Origin of the sequence: Candidatus Caccoplasma merdavium, from assembly GCA_018715595.1 — a bacterium.
Lineage (GTDB): Bacteria > Bacteroidota > Bacteroidia > Bacteroidales > UBA11471 > Caccoplasma > Caccoplasma merdavium.
Genome location: DVLI01000007.1, coordinates 1 through 23751, shown reverse-complemented (window position 1 = coordinate 23751; position 23751 = coordinate 1). Strand labels below are relative to the sequence as shown.

Sequence of the window (23751 nt, the reverse complement as noted above, 5' to 3'; positions counted from 1 at the left end):
CATATTGACTATGGCTAAAACAGATATAACCCCCGAAGCTATGGAGGCTAAAACCCAACAGGAAGCCCCGCAAGCTGCAACCCAACCGGCTGCAAAAAAAATCGACTCCAAAATTCCCGAAGGCCCCTTGGCCGAAAAGTGGACCAACTATAAAAGCCACCAGAAACTGGTGAACCCCGCCAACAAACGCCGCCTCGACATCATCGTCGTAGGTACCGGCCTGGCCGGCGCATCGGCTGCCGCATCGCTCGGTGAAATGGGATTCAACGTGCTGAGTTTCTGCATTCAAGACTCTCCCCGCCGCGCCCACTCCATCGCTGCACAAGGAGGTATCAATGCCGCCAAGAACTACCAGAACGACGGCGACAGCGTGTACCGCCTCTTCTACGACACCATCAAGGGCGGCGACTACCGCGCCCGCGAAGCCAACGTTTACCGTCTGGCCGAAGTGTCAAACTCCATCATCGACCAATGCGTGGCACAAGGCGTACCCTTCGCCCGTGAATACGGCGGATTGCTCGACAACCGTTCGTTCGGTGGTGCCCAAGTGTCGCGTACTTTCTATGCCAAAGGACAGACCGGCCAGCAACTGTTGCTCGGCGCCTACTCGGCATTGAGCCGCCAAGTGAAGAAAGGCACCGTGAAACTCTTCCCCCGCCACGAAATGCTCGACCTCGTCATCATCGACGGCCGTGCCCGCGGTATCATTGCCCGCAACCTCATCACCGGTAAGATAGAGCGCTATGCCGCCCACGCCGTGGTCATCGCCACCGGTGGTTACGGCCGCACCTTCTTCCTCTCGACCAACGCCATGGGCTCGAACGGCTCGGCAGCCATGCAATGCTATCGCAAAGGCGCCTACTTCGCCAACCCCGCCTTCGCACAGATTCACCCGACCTGCATTCCCGTACACGGCGAATTCCAGTCGAAACTCACCCTCATGTCGGAGTCGCTCCGCAACGACGGCCGCATCTGGGTACCCAAGAAAAAAGAAGACGCCGAAGCCATTCGCGCCGGCAAACTGAAACCCACCGACATCAAGGAAGAAGACCGCGACTACTACTTGGAGCGCCGCTACCCGGCCTTCGGTAACCTCGTGCCCCGCGACGTGGCCTCGCGTGCCGCCAAAGAGCGTTGCGACGCCGGCTACGGCATCGGTTCGACCGGCTTGGCCGTATATCTCGACTTTGCCTCGGCCATCGAACGCCTCGGTGAAGACGTGGTTCGCGCCCGCTATGGCAACCTCTTCCAGATGTACGAAAAAATCGTAGACGAGAACCCCTATAAGACCCCGATGAAAATCTACCCGGCCATTCACTACACGATGGGCGGTATTTGGGTCGATTACGAACTGAGCACCTCCATTCCCGGCCTCTTCGCCATCGGTGAAGCCAACTTCTCCGACCACGGAGCCAACCGTCTGGGAGCATCGGCCCTGATGCAAGGTCTCGCCGATGGATATTTCGTATTGCCCTATACGATACAGAACTACCTCTCCGACCAAATCACCGTGCCCCGTTTCAGCACCAGCCTACCCGAGTTTGTGCAAGCCGAGAAAGACGTAAACGCCCGCATCGCCAAACTGATGAACATCAAGGGTAAACGTTCGGTCGACTCCATTCACAAAGAGCTCGGCCACATCATGTGGGAATTCGTGGGTATGGGCCGCACCAAAGAGGGTCTCGAAATCGCCCTTGAAAAAATCAAGGAGGTGAAGAAAGAGTTCTGGACCAACGTGCATATCCCCGGCGAAGCCAACACGCTCAACGTCGAGCTGGAAAAAGCCCTGCGTCTGGCCGACTTCATCGAGATAGGCCACCTCATGGCCCTCGATGCCCTCAACCGCAACGAGTCGTGCGGCGGACACTTCCGTGAGGAATACCAGACCCCCGATGGAGAGGCTCTGCGTCAGGACGACAAATATATGTATGTAAGTTGCTGGGAGTACCAAGGCGACGACAAAGAACCCGTCATGTATAAAGAGGAGTTGAAATACGAAGCCATCAAGGTACAACAACGTAATTACAAACAATAATCTTATAGGCATACGATTATGGAAAAAAATATCAACATAACGCTCCGAATCTGGCGTCAGAAAGGCCCCAAAGAAAAAGGCGCTTTCAAAGAGTATTCGCTCCAAAACATCTCCACCGAGAGTTCGTTCCTCGAAATGCTCGACGTTCTCAACGAACAACTCATCAACAACGGTGAAGACCCCGTCGTTTTCGACCACGACTGCCGCGAAGGTATCTGCGGCATGTGCTCGCTCTACATCAACGGACACCCCCACGGGCCCGACGAAGATGTAACGACCTGCCAGCTGCACATGCGTAAGTTCAACGACGGCGATGTCATCACGGTAGAGCCGTGGCGTTCGGCCGGGTTCCCGGTCATTCGCGACCTGATGGTCGACCGCAGCGCCTTCGACAAAATCATGCAAGCCGGCGGTTACATCTCGGTCAACACCGGCGGTGTTCCCGATGCCAATGCCATACCCATTCCCAAAGCCAACGCCGATGAGGCCATGGACGCCGCTACCTGCATCGGTTGCGGAGCCTGCGTAGCCGCCTGCAAAAACGGCTCGGCCATGCTCTTCGTCTCGGCCAAGGTGAGCCAGCTCGCCCTGCTGCCCCAAGGCCGCATCGAAGCCGCCCGCCGCGCCAAGGCCATGCTCTCGAAGATGGACGAACTGGGATTTGGCAACTGCACCAACACCGGCGCCTGCGAAGCCGAATGCCCCAAAAACATCTCGATTACCAACATCGCCCGCCTCAACCGCGAGTTTATCAAGGCCAAACTGAAAGACTAATTTCTCCGCGCGGACAAGCGCTCTGCTCTCCGCCAAACATACGTCTTAAATCCCGACACAGAAATGTGCCGGGATTTTTTATTACGGTCGTTCACCTGCCTTTCATAAAATAGAGGTAGCCGCACGACAAGAAACCCCCTTTTTTCGGTATTGTCGCAGCAGGGCATAATACAGAAATTTGCAGTGATTTTTACAAGATTATATCATTGCAAATGAAGGCAAAAAAACTCTGTTTTCTCTTTTTCTTTTTTTTAGCCACCACACCTGTTTTCTGCGAAATAAAAGGAATGCTCTCGGGGCGCGTCGTCACCCGCGGCAACGAAGCCGTCACCTTTGCCACCGCCCACCTCAAAGGCTCTGGCCGTGGCAGCCAAACCGACAAAGAGGGGATTTTCCGCATCAAAGCGCCGGTCGGGAAATACACGCTGATTGTCACCGCACTCGGCTACAAGACAGTAGAGCGGGAGGTCGAAATCGTCGATGGAAAGAGGGTAAAACTCGACATCGTCGTCGAGCCCGAAGTCAAGGCGTTGCGCGAAGTTGCCGTAACCGGCACCAACGGGGTGAGCCGCATCAACCGCTCGGCCTACAACGCCGTGGCCATCGACGCCAAGGGGCTGCACAACACGACCCGCGACCTGGCCGGCACGCTGGCCAAAGTACCCGGCGTGAAGGTGCGCGAATCGGGCGGCGTGGGGTCGAGTACCGCCATCACGCTCGACGGGTTCAGCGGGAAACACGTCAAGGTATTCATCGACGGCGTACCGCAAGAGGGGGTGGGCAGCTCGTTCGGGCTGAACAACATTCCCATCAACTTTGCCGACCGCATCGAAGTTTATAAAGGGGTAGTGCCGGTAGGGTTCGGCACCGATGCCTTGGGGGGAGTCATCAACATCGTCACCAACCGCCAACGCCGGCGCTGGCATGTCGATGCCTCCTACTCCTACGGCTCGTTCAACACCCACAAGTCGCACATCGACTTCGGGCAACGGCTCGACAACGGCTTCGTCTATGAACTCACGGCATTCCAGAACTACTCCGACAACAACTACCGGGTCGACGCCCCGATAAAATATTTCAAGGACGACGGCACCACCGACTTCGATACCGAGAAGACCCAACGTGTGAAGCGGTTTCACGACACCTACCACAACGAAGCCGTCGTGGCGAAAATCGGCGTCGAAAACAAATCCTGGGCCGACCGACTGCTCGTCGGTTTCACCTACTCCAACATGTACCAGGAGATACAGACGGGCGTGCGCCAAAAGACCGTCTTCGGCGAGAAACACCGCCGGGGACACTCGTTCATGCCTTCGCTCGAATACAGCAAGCGCGACCTCTTCACGCCGGGCCTCGATGTCGTATTCACGGCCAACTACAACCGCAATGCCACCTTCAACGTCGACACCGCCCGTTACGAATACAACTGGCTCGGTGAGAAAAAGGTGATGAACTCCCGCGGCGAGCAGTCGTACCAACACACCCGCTCGGACAACAACAACGGCAACGCGACCCTCACACTCAACTACCGCATCGGCTCGATGCACCTGCTCACGTTCAACAACGTGTGGAACGCCTTCCGTCGTGACAACACCTCGCTGCTGGCCGAAGAGGAGGCTACCGACGCCATCGCCAAGGAGACCCGCAAGAACATCGCCGGCCTCTCCTACCGCCTCTCCCCTTCGAAACACTGGAACCTGTCGCTCTTCGGGAAACATTACCGGCAGCAGGTGGCCGGCCCCATGGCCGTCGACGACAACGCCAGCGACTATGTGCGCACCAGCCGCACCAGCAACAGCTGGGGATATGGCGTGGCCGGCACCTATTTTATTGTCAGTAAGTTACAAGCCAAAGCCTCATATGAGAGAGCCTGCCGGCTGCCCACCATCGAAGAGCTCTTCGGCGACGAAGACCTGGAAAGCGGCGAAGTAACCCTGCGACCCGAGAAGAGCCACAACGTCAATCTCAACCTGAGCTACAACCCGACCTTCGGCATGCACACCCTCTACCTCGAAGCGGGATTCGTCTACCGCAACACCAGCGACTACATTCAGCGCAACATACAAGACCTGAGCGGCGGCAAAGAGAACGCCACCTACATCAACTACGGCAAAGTCCTGACGCAAGGGGTCAACCTCTCGGCCCGGTACAGTTTCGACAAATGGCTCAGTCTCGGAGGCAACTTCACTCAGATGGACGTGCGCGACAACGAGAAGTACCAAATAGGCAGCACAGGCAAACAGGTCGAAAACATCGCCTACCGCTCGCGCATGCCCAACGTGCCCTATCTTTTTGCCGACAGCGACATCAACCTCTACTGGCACGACTTGTTCGGGAAAGGCAACCTGCTCACGGTAACCTACGAAAACCTCTATCTGCACAGTTTCTCCTACTACTCGCAGGCCGTGGGGAAAAAGAGCAACTTCGTCGTGCCCGACCAGTTCTCGCACAACCTGACGCTCACTTACAGTCTACGGAACGGGCGGTACAACTTCTCCTTCGAATGCCGCAACCTCACCGACGAACGGCTGTACGACAATTTCAGTCTGCAAAAAGCCGGGCGGGCCTTTTACGGCAAAGTACGCATCTGCTTCGGCAACTGACTTTCGGACATCATACACAAACATCATAAACTTTTAATTTCTGAAAAATGAGAAAGAACTTTTTGTTTGCCGGACTTCTCGCACTCGCTGCGGCCGGCATGGCTTCCTGCTCCGACGACGACGGAGGAAACGACAGCAACAACGGCGCCCTGGGCACGCTCACCGAGGCATCGAAAGGTAATTATGTGATTGCGGCCACGGTAGAGGCATCGGGCAACTCGACCAACGTCCTGCTCACGGCCGACCGGCTCGACGACCCTTCCTGCAAGGTATCGGCCACTACACAAGGGTTGGTCAATGAGGGTGCCTCCTACTGGATTTTCTACAACGACCAGATGCTCTATGCCCTCAACTATCACCAGGGCAATGCGGGGACGACTCAATCATTCACGCTCGATGCCGCCTTCGACATGAACAAGCGGGCCAAGGAGTATGAACTGAAACGCTTCACCACCTACGGCCTCTACAACCAGTATATCATGACCACCTCGTCGGGCGACGGCCCCACGGAGTGGAACGACGAGAACGGCTACACCCCCAAATCGTTCCTCATTTCGTATCTCGACGTGAACAACGAGAACGTCACCTCAAACGACACCGGGAACCCGGCCTACCTCTCGGAAAACTTCCTCGGCAACGGCGAGTATGTAACGCTGGCCGGTCTCGAACAGGTGGGCGACGCGGTCTATGCGGCCGCTGTGCCCATGGGACTGAGCCAATATGGCTGCATGCAGAAAGACGACAACGGCAACCCCCACAAGTGGGTGCGCAAGGACGGCGACTACGCCTCGCTCATCAAGACCGAGTCGGGTGGCAGCGGCAGCGGCGCCTACGACAAGGACGAACTGCAATGGACCCAGTATCCCGACGAATGCTGGGTGGCCATCTTCGACGACAACACGCTCACCGGCAAGAAACTCATCAAGACCGACAAGATAAGCTACGCCTGCGGCCGCAACAGATCGCAATACTACCAAATGTTGTGGAAGGCCGACGACGGCTATGTCTATGTCTTTTCGCCGAGCTACGCCAAGACCATGGCCAGCGAACTGCAACAAACCTCGCTGCCGGCCGGCGTGGTGCGCATCAACACCGCCACACAGGAGTTCGACGAGAGCTACTACCACGCCCTCACCGACGACAACGGCCGGGAGGCGGCCTTCCTGCGCAGCTGGTTCATTGCCGACGACTACTTCCTGCTGCTGATGTATGACAAGGAAATCACCGCCTCGGACAAGACGGCCAACCGCCTGGCCATCTTCAAAGGGTCGACCGGCTCGCTGACCTTCGTCTCGGGACTGCCCTCGACCGACCGCATTTCGGGATTCGGCAACACCCCCTTTATCGAGAACGGCAACGCCTACATCGCCGTCACCACCACCGACGACTATCCGGCCATCTACAAAATCGACCCGGTCTCGGCTTCGGCCTCGAAAGGAATCACCATCGTCGCCACCCAAGTGAGCGGTGTAGGGAAACTGGCGGTGCAATAAACCTTCGAACGGAGAAAAACATTTATCCTCAAAACAAGAGCCTGCCGGGCGTCAAGACCCGGCAAGGCTCTCCTGAACGACTATGCGCATGAGAAAAATCTTTCGCCACCTGCATCTATGGCTCTCGGTCCCCTTCGGATTGATCATCACGTTGATATGTTTCTCGGGAGCCATGTTGGTCTTCGAGACCGAAATCACGCAACTCTGCCGCCCCGACCTTTATTACGTCGAGGAAGTGAAGGCCGCGCCGCTGCCGGCCGACCGGCTCATGGAGATGGCGGCGGCCAAGCTGCCCGATGGCACCGAAGCCACGGGGCTCACCGTCCAAGCCGACCCGCGGCGCAGTTGGCAGGTATCGCTCTCGCAACCCCGCCGCGCCTCGCTCTCTATCGACCCCTATACGGGCGAAGTGCTGGGGCGGAACGAACGGACGCCGTTTTTCTCGGTCATGTTCAGGCTGCACCGCTGGCTGCTCGACAGCGCCCGCCCCGACGGAGGGCTCTTCGTGGGGAAACTCATCGTCGGCGTGAGTACGCTGCTCTTTGTCGTCATACTCGTATCGGGCATCGTCGTCTGGTGGCCCAGAAACCGCAAAGCGCTGACGAACAGTCTCAAAATACCCCTCCGAAAAGGTGCGGCGCGATTCCAATATGGTCTGCACGTCGCCGGAGGCATGTACACGCTGGTATTCCTGCTGGTCATGGCCCTGACGGGACTGACCTGGTCGTTCTCGTGGTACCGCGACGGGGTCTACAAAATTTTCGGTGCCGACGCATCGCAAAATCAAACACACGCGTCATCGGCCAACCGAGAGAAAGACACCGCCTCAGAGAGCGCAAAGGAGGTTTCCAGGAATCGGCGGGCAGAAGCCGACGGGCAAAGCCGGCGTCCCGGCGCCCGCACAACGACCTATGCCCACTGGCAACAGGTCTATGAGGAGCTGTCGGCGCAAAACAAAGGTTTCGAACAAATCACCATCGGCGACGGCAACGCCTCGGTCTCCTGGGGAAAGTGGGGCAACCAACGGGCGGCCGACCGCTATGCCTTCGACCCGGAAAGTGGTGAAATCACCTCCATCACACGCTACAAAGAGAGTCCCCGCACCAGCAAACTGCGCGGTTGGCTCTACACCCTGCATGTGGGGAGCTGGGGAGGCATGCCCACCCGCATTCTCTATTTCATCGCCGCCCTCGTCGGTGCCACCCTACCCTTGACCGGCTATTATCTGTGGATAAAACGGCTCCTGCGCCGGAAAAGCGGCCGGCAATAAGCGGCATGCCGCATCTTCCACCTGACCGACCCGCCCGGGAAACCCGAGGCGGGCCGGTCTTTTTTGAGGAAACAACGTATTACTTTCCCGGCGCAAAGCCGGCGATTGTCGGTAAATTGTCTTATCTTTGTCTCCTTAATCAGCATTGCACCTTACCGACATGACCTCTCACACCCATATCATCGCCGATGTCGTGGAGCAACTCTCCTACCGCGACCCCCAGAGCAAGCTGAGCTATCACGGCTCCGATGAGCAGCGCATGCCCTCGATAGAGAAACTCGATGAAATCATCGGGCTTTGCCGCAAGCTCCTCTTTCCCGGCTACTTCGGTCTCTCGGGACTCAACGGCCTCACCATCGGTTACCACCTCGGCACCGCCGCCGAGCGACTCTATATCCTGCTGGCCGACCAAGTCTTTTCGGTACTCCACTTCGACAATTCCGAAACCTGCGACGCGTCTTCGCTGGCCGAGCTGCATCGGACAGCCGAGGGACACGCCGCCCGATTCATCGAAGCACTGCCCGAGCTGCGCCGCCTGCTGTCGACCGACGTCATCGCCACCTACAACGGCGACCCCGCCGCCGAGAGCTATGGAGAGGTGATTTACTGCTACCCGGCCATACGGGCCATGATCAACTATCGTGTCGCCCACCAAATGCATCAGCAGGGAATCCCCCTTATCCCGCGTATCCTCACCGAGATGGCCCACTCCGAGACCGGCATCGACATACACCCCGCTGCCACCATCGGTGAATACTTTTCGATAGACCACGGTACCGGTGTCGTCATCGGCGCCACCGCCATCATCGGCAAGAACGTGAAACTCTACCAAGGAGTGACCCTCGGTGCCAAGAGCTTCCCCCTCGACGACGAAGGCAACCCCATCAAAGGCATACCCCGCCACCCGATTCTCGAAGACGATGTCATCATCTACTCCAACGCTACCATTCTCGGCCGCATCACGATAGGCCGTGGAGCCACCATCGGCGGCAACATCTGGGTCACCGAAGATGTCGCCCCCAATGCCCGCATTGTACAAAGTAAAGCCCGAAAATAATGGAATCTTCCACCACATTCATCGCAAAAACCTTTCAAGGTCTCGAAGAAGTTCTTGCCTCAGAAATTGCCGCCCTCGGCGGAGAAAACATCGAAACAGGACGCCGCATGGTGTCGTTCACCGGCGACAAGGAGTTGCTCTACAAGACCAACCTCCACTGCCGCACCGCCTTGCGCATTCTCAAACCGATACACACCTTCACGGCCGGCGACACCGACGAGCTCTATGCCCAGGTCAAAGCCTTCGACTGGACACAGTATCTCACTCCCGAGATGACCTTCTCCATCGACCCGGTGGTCTACTCCGACGAATTCCGCCACTCCAAGTTCGTGACCTACCGCGCCAAAGACGCCATCGCCGACTTCTTCAACGAGAAATACGGCAAACGCCCCTCGGTGCGGCTGAGCAACGCCGACATACTCATCAACCTGCACATCAGCCAGACCACCTGCACCCTCTCGCTCGACAGCTCGGGCGAATCGCTCCACCGCCGCGGATACCGCGTGGCACAGACCGAAGCCCCGCTCAACGAAGTGCTCGCCGCCGGCCTGTTGCTGCTGGCCGGCTGGGACGGCAGCCGCGACTTCATCGACCCCATGTGCGGCTCGGGAACCCTCCTCATCGAGGCCGCCCTCATCGCCACGGGAACGCCGGCCGGCATCTACCGCAAGGACTTCGCCTTCAAACACTGGAACGACTTCGACGAGGAGCTCTTCGACCGCCTCTACAACGACGAGAGCCACGAACGCCCCTTCACCCACAAAATCTACGGCAGCGACATCTCTCCCGCCGCCACCGAGATAGCCCTGGCCAACATCAAGAACGCCGGCATGAGCCGCTACATCGACCTCTCGACCAAGCCCATGCAACAATATGCCGAAGGCGACATCACCCCGGGCGGACTCCTGGTGACCAACCCTCCCTACGGCGAACGCATCACCAGCGACGACCTCATGGGGCTCTACACCATGATAGGATCACAACTGAAACACGTTTTCAAAGGGTTCGACGCCTGGGTGCTCAGCTACCGCAACGAATGCTTCGACCACATCGGGCTCAAAGCCGCCGCCCGTCTGCCCATGATGAACGGCGCCCTCGAATGCGAGTTCCGCAAATATGAAATCTTCGACGGGAAATACAACGACTTCAAGCGCGAAACCGGCGGATTCAAGAAACCGGCCGCAACCGAAGGCGACGAAAAATTCCGCACTTTCGACGACCGTAAGCCGTTCAACAACAATGGAAAACGGGGAAAAGAACGACCCGGGAAATTCTACGCGTTCGACGATCGCAAGCCGCAACGCGAGAAAGACGAAACACGCAGCGAGAAGCCGCAACGCGAACGTCGCAACGGTCGCCCCTTCGCCGGCAAAGCCGGCAGCGAGAACCGGGACGGCTACCGCCGGGAGCGCCCCTTCGGGAAAGCGGAGGGAAACGAGCCGACGAATACCAACCGACTCCCCGACAGTTACTTCGACGACGACGAAATAAAAATATCGCGCTACCGCCGCAACCGTCCCCACGGCGACGAAGCCATACGCAGCTACGTCATCGGACGCAAACCCTCCATCGGCAATCCCGACGAGAAAAAAGACGCCCCCCAAAACGGCAAAAGCCTCAGACCGCGCAAGAAAAAATAATCCGACGCCATCATGAAACGCCATCTCATTGTTCTGTTCACGCTATTGCTCGCCATGAACACCGCCGCACAAGACAAACAACTTACCGCCCAGGATTTGATTCCCGGCGGGAAAAACACCTATCGCTTCGTGCCCAAAGGTCTGCGACAGCTCACCTTTGTCGGCGACAACTACCTCTTTGCCCAAGGCGACACCCTGCTCATCACCCGTCCGGGAAGCAACCGGCACCAACCGTGGCTTACCCTCTCCCGGCTGAACAAGGGTCTCGAAGAGGTCGGCCTGAAAGCCGTGAAATCAATGCCCGCCTTCTCCATCGAAGAGCGCGACGGCACCCCGCGGCTCGGCCTGTGGCTGCAATCGTCGTTCCTGCTCTTCAACCCCGAGACCGACCGGGTCGATTACCGTATACCCTACCGCAGGGGCGACACCAACTTCGCCTTTGAACCCCATCAAAAGCGACTGGCCGCGACACAAGGTCGCGACCTCGTGGTCATCGACAGCGACAGCAACCGCACGGTCATCGCCCACGACGACAACGAAGCCGTGTCGTTCGGCGCCTCCAACGTGCACCGCAACGAGTTCGGCATAAGCAAAGGCATCTTCTGGTCGCCGCGAGGCAACGCCGTAGCCTTCTACCGCATGGACGAGAGCCGGGTAACCAACTATCCGCTCGTCGACATATCGGCCCGCACGGCCGCCCTCAAAGCCATCAAATATCCCATGGCGGGCATGGCCAGCCATGAGGTGAAAGTGGGCATCTGCCACCTCGCCTCGGGCGACACCGTATACCTGCGCACCCCCGGAGAGAAAGACCAGTACCTGACCAACATCACCTGGTCGCCCGACGAGTCGTGCATCTACCTGCAACGCCTCAACCGCGGCCAGGACACCTGCCGCCTCGAAGCCTACGACGCCTCGACGGGACGCCTGTTGCGCACCCTCTGCACCGAGACTTCGGAGAAGTATGTCGAGCCGCAACACCCCATCTTCTTCCTGCCCGGCCACGACGACCGCTTTGTGCTGCTCTCGCGCCGCGACGGATACCACCACCTCTACCTCTACAACACCGAGGGACGCCTGCTCCGTCAGCTGACCTCGGGTGCATGGGAAGTGCTCTCGGCCACCCCGTCGCCCGACGGGAAGTCGATTTTCATCACCTCGACCGAGGCTTCTCCGCTCGAAACAAACCTCTACAAAGTCTCCGTCGCCTCGGGTCGACGCACACGGCTCACCCCGCAAAGCGGCGTGCACAATGTGCGGTTGAGCCGTTCGGGTCGCTATGCCATCGACCTCTTTGCCAATCACGAGACACCGCGCATCACCCAGCTCGTCAACACCGCCAGCGGCAAGACCGAGACGCTCCTCACGGCCGAGAATCCCTACAAGGGATATGACCTGCCCAGTGTCATCTGCGGCACGCTGACAGCGGCCGACGACACGACCACGCTCTACTACCGCGTCACCCGTCCGCCCCACTTCGACCCCGAAAAGAAATATCCCGTCATCGTCTACGTCTACGGCGGCCCGCACGCCCAGATGGTAACCGACCGCTTCCTTTGGGGCGCCTCGGGCAACGACCTGCTCATGGCCACACGCGGCTATGTCGTCTTCACCCTCGACAACCGGGGCTCGGCCAACCGCGGCCTGCCTTTCGAAGACGTGACCCACCACCGCCTGGGCGAGGAAGAGATGGCCGACCAGATGCGCGGCATCGCCTGGTTGCAGGCACAGCCGTGGTGCGACACCACACGCATCGGCGTACACGGGTGGAGCTTCGGCGGCTTCATGACCACCAACCTCATGCTCACCCACGGCGACGTCTTCAAAGCGGGTGTGGCCGGCGGCCCCGTCATCGACTGGAAATACTACGAGGTGATGTATGGCGAACGCTACATGGGCTCCCCGCAGAAAAACCCCGAAGGCTACAAAGACTCGAACCTCAACCTCAAAGCGGGCAACCTCACCGGGCACCTCCTGCTCATACACTGCGACACCGACCCCGTCGTGGTGTGGCAACACAGCCTCTCGTTCCTGAAAAGCTGCATTCAGGCGGGCACCTACCCCGATTACTTCGTCTATCCGGGACACGCCCACAACGTCATCGGCCCCGAACGGGTGCACCTCTATGAAAAAGTAATCCGCTACTTCGACGATTATCTGAAATAATTTATAAAACATATTTGTCATGAATATTCTGTTATTAGGCTCAGGCGGCCGCGAAAACGCCTTGGCATGGAAAATAGCCCAAAGTCCCCGCGTGGAGAATCTATACATCGCCCCGGGCAACGCCGGAACCGCCCGCATCGGGAAGAACGTCGCTCTCTCGGCCACCGACTTCCCGGCCCTCAAAGAGTTTGCACTCGCCCACGCCATCGACATGGTGGTGGTAGGGCCCGAAGATCCGCTCGTGAAAGGAGTCTATGACTTCTTCAAGAACGACGCGCAACTGGCCTCGATACCCGTCATCGGCCCCTCGGCCTCGGGAGCCCGCCTCGAAGGGAGCAAAGACTTTGCCAAAGCCTTCATGATGCGCCACCACATACCCACCGCCCGTTATGAGAGCTTCACCGCCGAGAACATCGACAAAGCCTATGCCTTCCTCGAAACCCTCGAAGCCCCCTATGTGCTCAAAGCCGACGGCCTCGCCGCCGGAAAAGGGGTGCTCATACTCCCCACGCTCGAAGAGGCCAAGGCCGAGCTCAAAGAGATGCTCTCGGGCATGTTCGGCGAAGCCAGCCGCACGGTCGTCATCGAGGAGTTCCTCTCGGGTATCGAATGTTCGGTCTTCGTCCTCACCGACGGCAAGAGCTATAAAATCCTGCCCGAAGCCAAAGACTACAAACGCATCGGCGAGGGTGACACCGGCCTCAACACCGGCGGCATGGGTGCCGTATCGCCCGTACCGTTTGCCGACGCCACTTTCATGAAGAAGGTCGAAGAGCGCATCGTCGTGCCCACCATCAACGGATTGAAGGAGGAGGGTATCGACTACAAGGGATTTATCTTCCTCGGCCTCATCAACGTGAAAAACGAACCGATGGTCATCGAATACAACGTGCGCATGGGCGACCCCGAGACCGAAGCCGTCATGCTGCGCATCAAAAGCGACCTCGTGGAACTGCTCGAAGGCGTGGCCCAAGGCGACCTCGACCGTCGCGTGCTCGACGTCGACCCGCGCTCGGCCGTCACCGTGATGCTGGTATCGGGCGGATACCCCGGAGCCTATGAGAAAGGAAAGGTCATCACCGGCATCGACGACGTGACCGACAGCATCGTGTTCCACGCCGGAACGGCCGAGAAAGAGGGTCACATCGTCACCAACGGCGGCCGCGTCATCGCCGTCAGCTCCTACGGAAAAGACAAGGACGATGCCCTGCAACGCTCGTTTGCCAACGCCTCGAAAATCCATTTCGAGAAGAAATATTTCCGTTCCGACATCGGATTCGACCTCTAACCACGACTCACCGGGTTGCACTCATGACCTTATCGACCGAGAAACTCCTTTCTGCCATCGACAGCCGTCGCACCGTCCCCATCACCTGGGGCACGGTGTGGCTGTTGTCACTGGTAGCCCTCGTGATGCGGGAGCCCGACAGATCGGTCGTCGGTACCCTGCCGGCCGACACGCCGCTGTGGCAGTCGCGGGTCATTATCTATCTCCTGCACAGCGCGGCCACGCTGCTGAGTTGCATATTGCTCATACACCTCAACAACACCTGCAACCTCATGCAGCGGCGCACTTGGCTTCCCGCCACCACCCTGCTGTTTCTCAACCTCTGCAACCCTGCTTTTGCCGACCGTCTCAATACCGCCTTGCTCCTGTCGCCGCTGCTCGTCGTGTGGCTCTACCTGCTCTTTACCTCTTACCAGAAAGAGGGGCGCGAAGCCGCCTATGGCATAGGGCTGCTCACAACGGCCTGCACCTTGCTTTGGCCGCCGGCAGCCGCAATGATTGTCGCCCTCGGCACAGGACTGGCCTACATGCAGGAGCTGACCTGGAAATCGGCGACAGCCTTCCTGCTGGGTATCGCTACGCCGGTATGGCTGCTTTTCGTGGCAAATATCATCTTCGACCTGCACATCTATTACACCTTCGACCAGTTTGTGTCGTATATTCCCGGCCTGCCCTACTCGTTGCAAGTCGACGACCCGACCGCACTGACGGGATATGGCATTGCCGCCCTCATCGGTGTGAGCTGTTGCCTGTCGGGCAGTTACCTCATCACCCGCCACAAGATACAGATATGGCGCAGCAACCGTTTCCTGCTGTTGCTGCTCCTCTTTATACTGGCCGCTGCCCTGCTCAACCCCGACCGCACGGCCGACTTCCTGCCGTGGATACACATCGTCACGGCGCAAGCCTCGGCCTATTATCTCATTCACGCCCGCAACCGCTACGCACCCTGGCAAGCCTGCGTGGTTGTCGCCGCTTACCTGCTGCTTTATATATGGAATTTCTGACCACACTGAGTGAGTGGGGCTACATAGGTCTCTTCATCGCCGCATTCCTGGCGGGAAGCGTGCTCCCGTTCAGCTCCGAAGTCGTACTGGGACTGCTCATCGCCGCCGGATACGACGCCATCGGCTGCACCGTGGCAGCCTCCCTGGGCAACTGGCTGGGAGGCATCACCTGCTACTACATAGGCCGACTGGGAAAAACCGAATGGATAGAGAAATACCTGAAACTCTCTCACGAGAAACTCGAAAAAACGCAGCGTTTCCTGCAAGGGAAAGGTTCGCTCATGGGCTTTTTCTCTTTTGTTCCCGGCATCGGCGATGCCATCGTCGTGGCCTTGGGCCTCATGAGAGCCAATCTGCTTGGCGTCTCGCTCTCGATGCTGCTGGGTAAAGGCATTCGCTACTACCTCATCGCCATCGGCGTGGAATGGGTTTTCTGAGCATCGAGCCCGGCCCCATTTTCCGACAGACATATTCCCGTCACACTTCCGCTTCACCCGACAAAAGAGGGGTTTGGACGCATGCTGTCCAAAATGCCACAAGCAACCATTGCCTTCCTATACGGTGCGGCAATCCGACAATCAAAAGGAAAAATGATTCGGCTACCTCGCGGCCATTTCCCGCCGCAGGAGATTCCCTCTATCGTCGTTTTCAAGGCGGGGTATGAATCCGTCCCGTCGAACGAGAATCCGTCGATGTCACAAAAGAATCCCGTGTACCACAACCGGCAAAAAACATTTCTCAAGGACGGCACAGCGGTCAAACAACGGTCGGCATTCGTCGACCCCGCAAACCCGTCGGCATATCAAATCCCGCATCAAAGGCGGGCGAAAAGAGCTTCGCCTGCCGTCTATCACTTATACCTACCACGAGAAGGACGACAGCCTGTCGTAAAATCCACCTTGGGGCTATCAAAGCCTCCAAAGCATAAATATCCTCCCAAAAAAGAAGCCTCGGAAAAATTTCCGAGGCTTCTTTTCATATAAGAGCTTTGCATCAAGCGGCTTCGGAAGCCATCGCTTTTGCAAATTTTTTCTTCATCATTTCATAGGCAATGGGCACGGCAACAAACAAGGTCGAATAGGTACCGATAATCACACCGAGCAACATGGCGAAAGAGAAACTGCGGATAGAATCACCACCCAAAATAAAGATGGAGAGCAGCACAAGAGCCGTACTCAACGAGGTGCTGATGGTACGCGAAAGGGTACTGTTAAGTGCTTCATTGATGACAAGCCAACGGTCACGTTTGGGATAAATACCGATAACCTCCCGCACACGGTCGAACACAACCACCTTGTCGTTCACCGAGTAACCGATGTTGGTAAGAATGGCGGCAATGAAGGTCTGGTCGATTTCCATCGAGAAGGGAAGCAATCCGTTGAAGAGCGAATAAACCAACAGAATAATCACGGTATCGAATGCCAAAGAAGCAAGCGTACCGACACTGAATGCCAAGTCGCGGAACCGTACCAACACATAAAGAGCGATGGCCAAGAGGGAAAGGACAACAGCCCAAACGGCACCGACAGTGATATCCTCGGCGATACTCGGACCTACTTTCTGTATACTCATCACATTCTCCGTCACGAAAGCTTCTTGCGATTTGCCGCCCACCTCATCTTTGAGACCGTTATATATCAATGTAAGAATCTCTTGGTCGACCGTGTCGCTCGACTCATTGATGCGGTAATTGGTCGAGATGCGCACCTGGTTGCTTCCACCGATGGTGATGACGGTAGGAATATTATCTACAAACTGAGGTTTGAGAAGGTCGGCAATCTCCTGGGTGTTAACCGGCTTGTCAAAACGGACGATATAATTGCGGCCGCCCGAGAACTCAATACCTTTTTCAAGACCGCGCAAAGCAAAAGAGACACAACCGATAAGCACCAAAACCAAACTCAGTATATAGGCTTTTTTGCGGAACCCGAGGAAATTGATTTGCGGGTTGAGCAGCATATTGCGGGTCAAAGGCGTGGTAAAGGAAAGTTTCTTGAACCAATTCTTGTCGAGACCTCTCTCATAGAACAAACGTGTCATGAACACGGCCGTGAAGAAAGAGCAGACGATACCGATAAGCGTCGTGGTGGCAAAACCTTTGATGGGTCCCGAGCCGAAATAGAACAGGATGATAGCGGTGATGACCGACGTCAAGTTGGAGTCGAAAATGGCCGAGAAAGCGTTTTTATAACCATCGGCAATGGCGTTTCTCAAACTCTTTCCGGCTCGCAATTCCTCCTTGGTGCGCTCATAAATAAGCACATTGGCATCGACAGCGACACCCAGCGATAGAATCAAACCGGCAATACCCGAAAGGGTGAGCACGGCTTGGAACGAAGCCAAAATACCTATCGTGAAGAACATGTTCAAAATAAGCGCCACGTTGGCCACCAAACCGGGAACAACGCCATAGACACAGATCATGTAAATCATGAGCAGGACAAGGGCGAAGATAAACGAGAAAACACCGCTACGAATAGCTTCCTGACCCAAAGAGGGTCCCACGATGTCTTCTTGCACGATTTTCACGCTGGCCGCCATTTTTCCGGTCTTCAACACATTGGCCAGGTCTTTGGCCTCCTCGGGAGTAAAACCGCCCGAAATTTGAGACGAACCGTTGGGAATTTCGGTGTTGACAACAGGGAACGAATATACATGGTCATCGAGAACCACAGCCACGCACCGGCCGATGTTTTCGCGGGTGAGCTGAGCCCAAATCTTGGTACCCTCGGCATTCATCGACATGCTCACGACGGGAGCATTGGTCAGGGGGTCGAAGTCTTCACGGGCATCGTTGATGACATCGCCTTCCAGAGCAGGACGGCCTCCGGTGCTCGATTTGAGGGCTACCAGTTGATAGTATTGTTCTTTTTCGTCGATCGATTTCACCGTCCAGCAGAAATGAAGGTTGGTGGGAAGCATCTCACGCACCTGCGGCAGAGCGAGGTAAGCGCTCACGGCAGCCGTGTCGCGATAATGGGCATAACCGACACCCGGGCTGGCCACGGGTTGTCCGTTCTGTGCAATAGCAGGTTGCAAGCGCGAGAAGAGCGGATTCTGACGTTTCCACAATTCCATCTCTTCGCTTTCGCCGGTGAGCTCAGAAAGGTCGCCTTCGGTGGTTTTCTCTTCGGCAACGACAGGCTCGCCATTGTTTTCCATGCGGGCAATCAAGTCGTTGGCGGCAGCCAAGCGAGAGTAGATTTCGTTGAAGTTATAGGTTTCCCAGAATTCGAGGTTGGCACTGCCTTGGAGCAGTTTGCGCACACGCTCGGGTTCTTTCACACCGGGAAGCTCTACGAGAATGCGGCCGTCTTTTTCGAGGCGTTGAATGTTGGGCGATACCACACCGAAGCGGTCGATACGGGTACGCAGCACGTTGAAGGAGTTGTCGATGGCGCTGTTGAGTTCTTCACGCAAGACGGCAACCACTTCGTCATTGGTGGCACTGGGAGCGATTTTCTCTTTGAGTTGATAGGTACTGAAAATCGAGGCCAGACGGATATTGGGGTCAAGTTTCTTATATTCGTCTACGAAGATGACCAAGAAATCGGAATTATCGGCCTGGTTGGCGGTAGCCGCAGCAAGAGCCGCATTGAATTTGGCATCGGGATTGTTGTTGGAAAGCGAACGCAGCACGTCGGCAACCGAAATCTGCAACGTAACGTTCATACCGCCTTTCAAGTCAAGACCGAGACCGACTTCCATTTCATTACACTGTTTCAAGGTGTAATAGCCGAGATAGACTTTCTCGGTAGCCATAGAATCAAGATAATTCTTGTAAACGACAGGGTCCCCGTTGGAAATCTCTTCGGCTTTCTGATTGTAATAGCGAGTTACAAACGAGAAGGAAATGTAGAAGAGGCAGACCAAAGTGAGCAGAACGGCCAAGACCCTTATGAATCCTTTGTTTTGCATTGTGATTATTACTTTTATGTTTTGAAATTATTGTGCAGTTTTCGATTTAAGGTGCAAATATATGGCTTTTTTCGGTTACGGCTGCAAAAATACGAATTTTTGTCATCACCGAAGCCAAAAAGAAGTTATATTTCAAGGAGGAAAGCGCTTTTTCCGCATCTTTGTCTTATCTTTGCCGACAGAATTGTCCCCGACATGAGCCTGCATCGTCACTCACACAACCGGTCGTCACGAGGTATTGCCATCGCCCTTATCATTGCCATCGGGGCGTGCTGTTTCTCGTGTGCCAACATGGGACGTCCCGGCGGAGGCCCCAAAGACGAGACCCCTCCGGTATTGAAGAAGAGCAACCCGCCGATGGGGGCACTCCATTTCAACAAGAACAAAATCACGCTCGAATTCGACGAAATCGTCCAGGTCGAAAACCCCAACGAGAAAATCATCATCTCGCCGCCACAGACCCAAATGCCTCAAATATCGGCCTTGGGACGCATTGTCTCCATCACCCTGAACGATTCGATGAAAGCCAACACGACCTACACCATCGACTGTGGTGATGCCATCGCCGACAACAACGAGAAAAACAAACTGCTCAATTTCAGTTTCCATTTCTCGACAGGCGACCACATCGACACGCTCGAAATGTCGGGAATCCTACTCAATGCCGCCGACCTCGAACCGGTAAGCGACATGCTGGTGGGCATCTACATGCAACCCCACGACACGACATTCACCAACCAACCGTTCCTGCGCATGAGCCGCACCGACGAATACGGTCGGTTCACCGTACGCAACATCGCCGAGGGCACTTACCGCATTTTTGCCTTGAAAGACGGCAACCGCAACTACTTCTTCGACAATGCGACCGAAGACCTGGCCTTCCTCGACACGTCGTTCGTGCCCAGCGTCACCATGGAGTGGCACAACGACACGATATGGGCCGACACCAGCACCATCGACACCATCATCACCTCGCTGCAACCCCACTACTTTCCCGAAGGCATCATACTGCGTTCATTCAACGAGAACTACAAGGCCAGCTACTTCGAGAAATACGACCGCACCGACCGCCACAAGGTAACCCTCTACTTCTCGACCGCACAAGACTCCCTGCCCCGAATCACGCCGCTGGACTTCTCCGGCGACGACTGGTCCATCATCGAGAAGAGCAAGACCAACGACACCATCACCTACTGGTTCAGGGACTCGAACGTCTACAACAAAGACACGTTGCGCATCGTGGCCAGCTACCTCCGCACCGACTCGGCACAGCAACTCTCCCTCTACAACGACACCATGCTGTGGGCCTATCGCGAGAGGAAACGCTCTTCCCGGGAGAAAAAACGCAACAACGACGCCGACACGTTACCGTCCATCGAATTTATGGGGATAGAGATCCGTGGCGGGTCGAACATCGACATCTACGCCTCACCGGCCTACATCTTCACCCAGCCGGTGAAGCATCTCGACCCCGCGGCCATACACCTCGAACAAAAGGTCGACACCCTGTGGGTTCCCGTCCCACCCGATGACTACACCTTCGAGGCCGGGACCGACGCCCCCCGTACCTATCGGCTGAAAACCAAATGGGCTTCGGGCGGAGAATACATTTTCACCCTCGACTCCCTGGCCGCCGAGAGTATCTATGGCAACCCCACGGCCACGATGAAGCACAAGTTCAAGGTAAAAGCCGTCGAAGAATACGCCAACCTCATCGTACGCACCACGGGGGTTACCGACTCGGCCTTCGTGGAGTTGCTCAACAATTCAGACCAACCCATCTACAAAGCCCCGGTAAGAAAAGGAGCCGCCCTCTTCCGCTACATCAATCCCGGCACTTACTACATGCGCCTGTGCCTCGACCGCAACGACAACGGGGTGTGGGACACCGGAAACTACCGCGAGAAGCGCCAGCCCGAGGAGATTTTCTACTACCCGGGAAGCCTCTCCCTGCGGGCCAACTGGGACGTAGACCAGGTATGGGACGTCTATGCCACGCCGCTCGCCGAACAGAAACCTTACGAAATCATCAAGAACAAACCGAAGGAGACCAAGAGCGAAGAGGAGACCCAACCGCAGGAAGAGACACCCTTCTACTCCAACCAACCCACCCTCATCGGCAATCAGACCCGACGCTAACAACACCAAACAGCCCGGTCTCTTCATGTATAAGCCGACGCGTTTATGCACAAAAATTTACACAAATAGCGCACTTTTTAAAAAAAGCACTACCTTTGCGGCTTCAATTTTTTTTAAGGTAACATGAAGATTGATTTTCAGCCTAAATTACTTGTAGGCCTGCGCCACTATTCGCGCGAAAAATTCATCGCCGACCTCATGGCCGGTATCATTGTGGGCATCGTGGCGCTGCCGCTTGCCATCGCATTCGGTATCGCCTCGGGCGTCACCCCCGAAAAAGGTCTCATCACCGCCATCGTCGGCGGCTTCATCGTCTCGGCACTGGGCGGCAGCTCGGTGCAGATAGGCGGCCCCACCGGCGCATTCATCGTCATCGTATTCGGTATCATACAGGGTTACGGCCTCGAAGGTCTCGCCATCGCCACGGCACTGGCGGGTGCCATGCTGATCATGATGGGACTCTTCCGCCTGGGCGGTATCATCAAGTTTATTCCCTACCCCATTGTCGTGGGCTTCACCAGCGGTATCGCCCTCACCATCTTCACCACGCAGGTCAAAGACCTGCTGGGCCTCACCATCGACAAGCTCCCGGCCGACTGCCTCTCGCAGTGGGCCGTCTACTTCCGGCACCTCGACACCATCAACCCGCTGTCGCTCTTCATCGGCGTGGCCAGCATTCTCATCATCGCCGTCATGCCCAAAATATCACGCAAGATACCGGGGTCGCTGGTAGCCATCATCATCATGACGGTCGTTGCCTATCTCATGAAAGAGGTGTGGGGCATCACCGGCATCGAGACCATCGGCGACCGGTTCGACATCAGCAACGAGATACCCGACCCGCAGCCGCTCCACCTCGACATGGCCACCATCAACCAGCTGCTCTCGCCGGCCTTCACCATCGCCATCTTGTGCGCCATCGAGTCGCTGCTCTCGGCCACCGTGGCCGACGGTGCCGTGGGTGAACACCACAACTCCAACACCGAACTCATCGGCCAAGGCGTCGCCAACATCGTGGTGCCCTTCTTCGGCGGCATTCCCGTGACGGGAGCCATCGCCCGCACCATGACCAACATCAACAACGGCGGCCGCACCCCCGTGGCCGGCATCATACATGCCGTGGTACTGCTGGCCATCTTCCTGCTGCTCATGCCCCTCATCGAGTTGGTACCCATGGCCTGTCTGGCCGGCGTACTCGTCATCGTGGCCTACAACATGAGCGGCTGGCGCACCGTGCGTTCGCTGCTGAAAAACCCCAAATCCGATGTGGCCATTCTCGCCACGACATTCATTCTCACCGTCGTTTTCAACCTCACCATCGCCATCGAGATAGGTCTGCTGCTGGCCGTGCTGCTCTTCCTGCGCCGCGTGTCGGAGAATGTGCAGATTTCGGTATTGAAAGATGAGCTCGACGTGGCCCAGGGCACCGAGATGACCCAGCACGAGACGCTGAACATCGCCAAAGGCGTGGAGGTATATGAAATCAACGGCCCGTTCTTCTTCGGCGTGGCCACGAAGTTCGACGAAGTGATGCGCGAGATGGGCGACAAACCGGTAGTGCGCATCATTCGCATGCGCAGAGTACCGTTTATCGACTCCACCGGCCTGCACAACCTGCAAATCCTCGTCGAGTCGTCGCACCGTGAGGGCATACGGGTCATACTCTCGGGGGTCAACCCCTCGGTGCAGGAGACGCTCTACAAGTCGGGGCTCAACAAAATCATCGGCAACGAAAACATCTGCGACCACATATCCAAGGCCGTAGAAAAGGCCAACGCCCTCGTCGAGCTCAACGAGAAACTGAAACAATAATCTCCTCCCAATAAAAAAAGTAACGGCTGTCTCCCTGCGGAGACAGCCGTTATTATTATCGGTGGGTCAACCATCGGAAAAACGATTCTAATCCTGCCGAACTTCTCCGCGCGGAAGATGCTCCAATAGAATAGTACAATCCGTTTTTTTACGAACCTTAAAAAGGGCATCGTCGCTGCTGACCCGCAAATAATTGAAATCGGGTATGATTATAAACCCTCCATTTCCGTAGTGAGAATTCTCCCAAGAATATATCCACTTGTCCCAATAAACGGTCCGGCCTTTTTTGTCCTTAAAGATGATCACATCTTGCATAATACCGAACGAGTCCATCACATCTTGCATACAGGCATCGGCAATAACGCCGAACGATGCCATCACCTCTTCCGAACAACCGTTCTCATAATAATACATCGTGTCCCACTGAAACGGGGTGAGACGAGACAGGTCGACTATGGTATCGCTTGTATTCCAGCCGGCCAACATCATTCGGTCGAAATGGCTGTACTCGTCCTTGTTACACCGCATGAGAAAAAGCAATATAATCAC

At 56.5% G+C, this 23751-nt stretch carries 15 protein-coding genes; 13 read left to right on the top strand and 2 right to left on the bottom strand.

Features of this window, described 5'->3' with window-relative positions:
- The first annotated feature begins 40 nt into the window (after positions 1–40).
- The 11 genes from IAD09_01750 (at position 41) to IAD09_01700 (ending at position 15770) form a co-directional block, all read left to right on the top strand.
- A complete protein-coding gene (locus IAD09_01750) occupies positions 41–2035 on the top strand; it encodes a fumarate reductase/succinate dehydrogenase flavoprotein subunit (protein ID HIT80959.1) in 1995 nt (664 codons plus the stop codon).
- 18 nt (positions 2036–2053) lie between these two features.
- The gene (locus IAD09_01745; GenBank protein HIT80958.1) at positions 2054–2809 is read left to right on the top strand and encodes a succinate dehydrogenase/fumarate reductase iron-sulfur subunit; all 756 of its coding nucleotides are present in this window, start codon (positions 2054–2056) and stop codon (positions 2807–2809) included.
- A 212-nt stretch (positions 2810–3021) separates the two neighbouring features.
- Positions 3022–5412 (top strand): TonB-dependent receptor, encoded by a 2391-nt coding sequence (locus IAD09_01740; GenBank protein ID HIT80957.1) that lies wholly within the window; start codon positions 3022–3024, stop codon positions 5410–5412.
- 47 nt (positions 5413–5459) lie between these two features.
- The gene (locus tag IAD09_01735) at positions 5460–6905 is read left to right on the top strand and encodes a DUF4374 domain-containing protein (GenBank protein HIT80956.1); all 1446 of its coding nucleotides are present in this window, start codon (positions 5460–5462) and stop codon (positions 6903–6905) included.
- An 88-nt stretch (positions 6906–6993) separates the two neighbouring features.
- Positions 6994–8175, top strand: coding sequence for a PepSY domain-containing protein (locus IAD09_01730; protein ID HIT80955.1), 1182 nt, complete (start codon positions 6994–6996; stop codon positions 8173–8175).
- Between the two features lie 160 nt (positions 8176–8335).
- Entirely contained in the window at positions 8336–9232 is an 897-nt protein-coding gene (locus IAD09_01725; protein HIT80954.1) for a serine acetyltransferase, read from the top strand.
- Positions 9232–10872 (top strand): RNA methyltransferase, encoded by a 1641-nt coding sequence (locus IAD09_01720; protein HIT80953.1) that lies wholly within the window; start codon positions 9232–9234, stop codon positions 10870–10872. Before IAD09_01725 ends, IAD09_01720 begins: the two co-directional genes overlap by 1 nt.
- A gap of 12 nt (positions 10873–10884) precedes the next feature.
- On the top strand, positions 10885–13038 hold the full coding sequence (locus tag IAD09_01715; protein ID HIT80952.1) for a DPP IV N-terminal domain-containing protein: 2154 nt from the start codon (positions 10885–10887) through the stop codon (positions 13036–13038).
- Between the two features lie 19 nt (positions 13039–13057).
- On the top strand, positions 13058–14326 hold the full coding sequence (gene purD / locus IAD09_01710; GenBank protein HIT80951.1) for a phosphoribosylamine--glycine ligase: 1269 nt from the start codon (positions 13058–13060) through the stop codon (positions 14324–14326).
- 23 nt (positions 14327–14349) lie between these two features.
- Positions 14350–15333 carry a hypothetical protein gene (locus tag IAD09_01705; GenBank protein HIT80950.1) on the top strand — a complete coding sequence of 328 codons (984 nt, stop codon included), beginning with the start codon at positions 14350–14352 and terminating at the stop codon, positions 15331–15333.
- Positions 15321–15770 carry a DedA family protein gene (locus tag IAD09_01700; protein ID HIT80949.1) on the top strand — a complete coding sequence of 150 codons (450 nt, stop codon included), beginning with the start codon at positions 15321–15323 and terminating at the stop codon, positions 15768–15770. The genes IAD09_01705 and IAD09_01700 overlap by 13 nt, the downstream gene beginning before the upstream one ends.
- 556 nt (positions 15771–16326) lie before the next feature.
- Here IAD09_01700 and secDF read toward each other — a convergent pair.
- On the bottom strand, positions 16327–19251 hold the full coding sequence (gene secDF, locus IAD09_01695) for a protein translocase subunit SecDF (GenBank protein ID HIT80948.1): 2925 nt from the start codon (positions 19249–19251) through the stop codon (positions 16327–16329).
- A gap of 195 nt (positions 19252–19446) precedes the next feature.
- On the opposite strand from secDF, the gene IAD09_01690 reads away from it, so the two are divergent.
- Both IAD09_01690 and sulP read left to right on the top strand, forming a co-directional pair.
- The gene (locus IAD09_01690) at positions 19447–21390 is read left to right on the top strand and encodes an Ig-like domain-containing protein (protein HIT80947.1); all 1944 of its coding nucleotides are present in this window, start codon (positions 19447–19449) and stop codon (positions 21388–21390) included.
- 123 nt (positions 21391–21513) lie between these two features.
- The gene (sulP, locus tag IAD09_01685; protein ID HIT80946.1) at positions 21514–23202 is read left to right on the top strand and encodes a sulfate permease; all 1689 of its coding nucleotides are present in this window, start codon (positions 21514–21516) and stop codon (positions 23200–23202) included.
- An 87-nt stretch (positions 23203–23289) separates the two neighbouring features.
- On the opposite strand, the gene IAD09_01680 is transcribed toward sulP, so the two are convergent.
- On the bottom strand, positions 23290–23751 hold a 462-nt coding region (locus IAD09_01680), incomplete at its 5' end, for a hypothetical protein (GenBank protein ID HIT80945.1).